Raw genomic sequence first — 2,811 nt, forward strand, 5'->3', positions numbered from 1 at the left:
CCGTCATACGATCACTCTGCCTCCGGCGTCTCTTCCGACCATTCGATCAGTCGTTTCTTGAGTTCCTCTTTTGAAGGAAGATAAACCTGATACCGGGATAGACATTGGCATCTTTCGGGAGAGTGAGCTCTACCAGTGCGTCGTTCTTGATCTTGCACAGGATGATCCCGACGGTCGGGTTTTCGTCATCGAGTTTGACCTGGAACCCATCGGAGACCGGAGATTCCGGCTGGCCCGGAGTTGAAGCGGGGCACTCCTCTTGAGAAGATGGCGAGATGGAGCACTGCTGATAGGTGGCCTGGCCACTCTGCCGAGGACGTTTCGGCATTCAAACGCCCGGAAACGTGCTCTCGTGCAATACTAACCCGCTAAAACAAGTGCCCCGATGATGCCGCCTATAATTGCCCCGATTATGGTGAAAAGCAGGTACTTCCAGGCCTCAGCCCTTCGTATCTCACTCTCTTTTTTCTCCCTTTGTTCCATTTCCAACCGGAGGTTACTTTCAGCTTCGATCAAGACCGGAGCCATTCTGTTGATCTGTGCGCAGTAGTCTCTCAGTTTCAGAACCTTTGCGTGGTACCTCTCGACCGTCTCCATATCCGGCTTTCCGATATCTTTGGATGCTTTATAGAGGGGGATATCCTCCAGGCAACTCTCGATCTCGGGCAGGATCTCCCTGTAGTATTCCGGGAAAAGATTGACTATCGTCTGTTGAGAGATCCCTTCTAATCTCCGGTGTATGTAGTCTTTCTGATAGATCCGTATATAGTCGAGATAATCAAATGATGCTCGATACACGTGGCGGAATACGGCATCCAGGTTTTCCTTGATATATTCGCCGTCCCCGTCGCGAAGCCCGAAAAGGACGGAGTACATTCGCATGAGGTGATCAAAGGCATCTCGGACTTCATTTATGGGAGGTAAAAAAGATTCTGAATTGAGTTCTTCTGCGTAAAGTGCCAGGTCTTTGAGAATTCCATAGCATTCCGTTGTCTTTCTCAAGACCTCCCGATCCCGCTCCGAGAGGGTATCATGGAGACCGGTTACTATCGGTGATATCTCTAACTCCTGCTGTAAAAAAGCCTCATCGTCTGCCATGAATACCTATTGCAGGGGATTTTTGGGGAATTGCTTCTTTATTATCTCTCGCTTATCTTCTTCAAACTCTTCTTCTGTCTTTATACGCCCTAATGCTAACCTTACACTTCCCATTCTGTACCTGGTTGCCTGCTTTTTGATTGTATCCTTGTTTATTCTGATGGGAGGTAACTCCCGGTCCCAGATCTCTTCACTCACACTCTGCATTGCCGACCACTACACAACATTCCACTTTAAGATTTACTCGCGACGATCGTCCTTACTTATCTGCGATATCAGCATTAATGTTTTTTTCGCGTTAGGTGTTAAACAAATTGAAATACGTCTGTTGGCTATATAATTTTTTTGATGGGTTCCTTCCAACCGTATATTGCTCTAATATTGCATATCTTCATATTGTGATTGTATTTTAGTGTTGCCGGAGTGATGCCGTGTTGCATAATATCTCCTGTGCCCCACCTGCCGGTATCTGCTGCGCTCTCGCTCAGGCCACCATAGCCATCAGCACATTGTAGGCGTTCACTTTCATCCGGATCTCGCAGAACATCCCTTCCCGGGACGTCGCTCGCACACCTTCGCCGAAGATCCGTTTGATGCTGGAGAAATTCCCTTCGATTTTCCATCGCATCCCGTAGGTGGTTATCCACGCCCACAGTCGATACCCCCCCAATCGGTTCCGGTCTCTGACACATTCGGCCCGATAGGGTGATCCCGTCGAGTGGGTCGCTGCATCCACCCGGGTCTTGATGCCGGCGAGGATCTTCCGTTGCTCGAGGGCATTGAAGAGTTCATTGCGGTCATAGGCACCGTCACCGAGTACCCGGAACACCGGGTGCTCCTCGCCGCAGTGCTGCGGGACCTGGTCGAGCAGGGGGACGAACATCCGGTCGTCCTGGACCGATTCGTCGGTGACCTCCAGGCCGAGGACCTGGTTGGTCTCGACGTCGATCATGGCATGCAGCTTGATCCAGCCGCGCCGAACTCGCCACTTCTCGCGCAGCCATTCGCCCCGGTTGGTAACTTTGATCCCGGTGCTATCGGCGGCGATGATGACATCCCCAGCGAGGAGCTCGGGTGTTACGGTGAGCGAGAGATCCAGACGTTGGATCCGGCGGAAGAGGGTGGTATAGTCGGCCACCGTGAAACCGGGAATGAATGTCGCGAGTTTCCGGACAAACCCCTCCATCTGGCGGTAGGGCATCTGCAGGAAGACGTGAATGCAAGCCATCCATGCAATGAACGGTTCGGGATACTGAAAGGGACGGCCGCGCTTGCCGGCGTTCATCCGGGCAAGCAGATCGTCCCACTGCGCGAGGAAGTCAAGCGAGAGATAGAATTCTCCGCGCCGCACCAGGCGTTCATTATATATACTCCAGTCGCGAGTGTCAGGATACGGGTGTCCCCAGCGTTCTTTCTGTGGCATGGAAGATCGGCAGGGGCACCCGTCATCTTCACGTTTGTGGTCGGGTGACCAGACTTATTCAACACGGCATCTCCAGCCGCCACTGGTACATCTTCTGCGAGGGGATCACCGTCCGCCGGACCTGGAATCACCACTACACCGTCAGCGTCGAGTGGGGCCGGCCATGACCCCGGAGCCGGGGTGTCGCCGTAGACCGAGGAGGCGCCAACCACGGCCGGCACCCCGCAGTCCTTCGCCGCGACGAGCACGTCGAGCGTGCCGGTCACGTTCGCCTCGTTCGAGGCGAGGGG

4 protein-coding genes and 1 pseudogene are annotated in these 2,811 nt (G+C 53.5%); 1 reads left to right on the forward strand and 4 read right to left on the reverse strand.

The features are described 5' to 3' along the window. Nucleotides 1-46: 46 nt before the first annotated feature. The 4 genes and pseudogenes from FKB36_RS13290 to FKB36_RS13305 all read right to left on the reverse strand — a co-directional run bounded on the left by FKB36_RS13290 (nucleotide 47) and on the right by FKB36_RS13305 (nucleotide 2,460). Complete coding sequence (locus FKB36_RS13290) at nucleotides 47-328, reverse strand: DUF1016 domain-containing protein (RefSeq protein ID WP_261598572.1); 282 nt, start codon at nucleotides 326-328, stop codon at nucleotides 47-49. A 32-nt stretch (nucleotides 329-360) separates the two neighbouring features. After that, nucleotides 361-1,098: a hypothetical protein gene (locus FKB36_RS13295; protein WP_261598573.1), complete on the reverse strand. Its 738-nt coding sequence runs from the start codon at nucleotides 1,096-1,098 to the stop codon at nucleotides 361-363. 6 nt (nucleotides 1,099-1,104) lie between these two features. Beyond that, entirely contained in the window at nucleotides 1,105-1,296 is a 192-nt protein-coding gene (locus tag FKB36_RS13300) for a hypothetical protein (RefSeq protein WP_261598574.1), read from the reverse strand. 286 nt (nucleotides 1,297-1,582) lie between these two features. Then, nucleotides 1,583-2,460, reverse strand: a pseudogene (locus FKB36_RS13305) (IS5 family transposase). Between the two features lie 105 nt (nucleotides 2,461-2,565). On the opposite strand from FKB36_RS13305, the gene FKB36_RS13310 reads away from it, so the two are divergent. Then, entirely contained in the window at nucleotides 2,566-2,688 is a 123-nt protein-coding gene (locus tag FKB36_RS13310) for a hypothetical protein (RefSeq protein ID WP_261598575.1), read from the forward strand. Nucleotides 2,689-2,811: the final 123 nt, after the last annotated feature.

Source organism: Methanoculleus formosensis (assembly GCF_025384765.1).
Classification (GTDB): Archaea; Halobacteriota; Methanomicrobia; order Methanomicrobiales; family Methanoculleaceae; genus Methanoculleus; species Methanoculleus formosensis.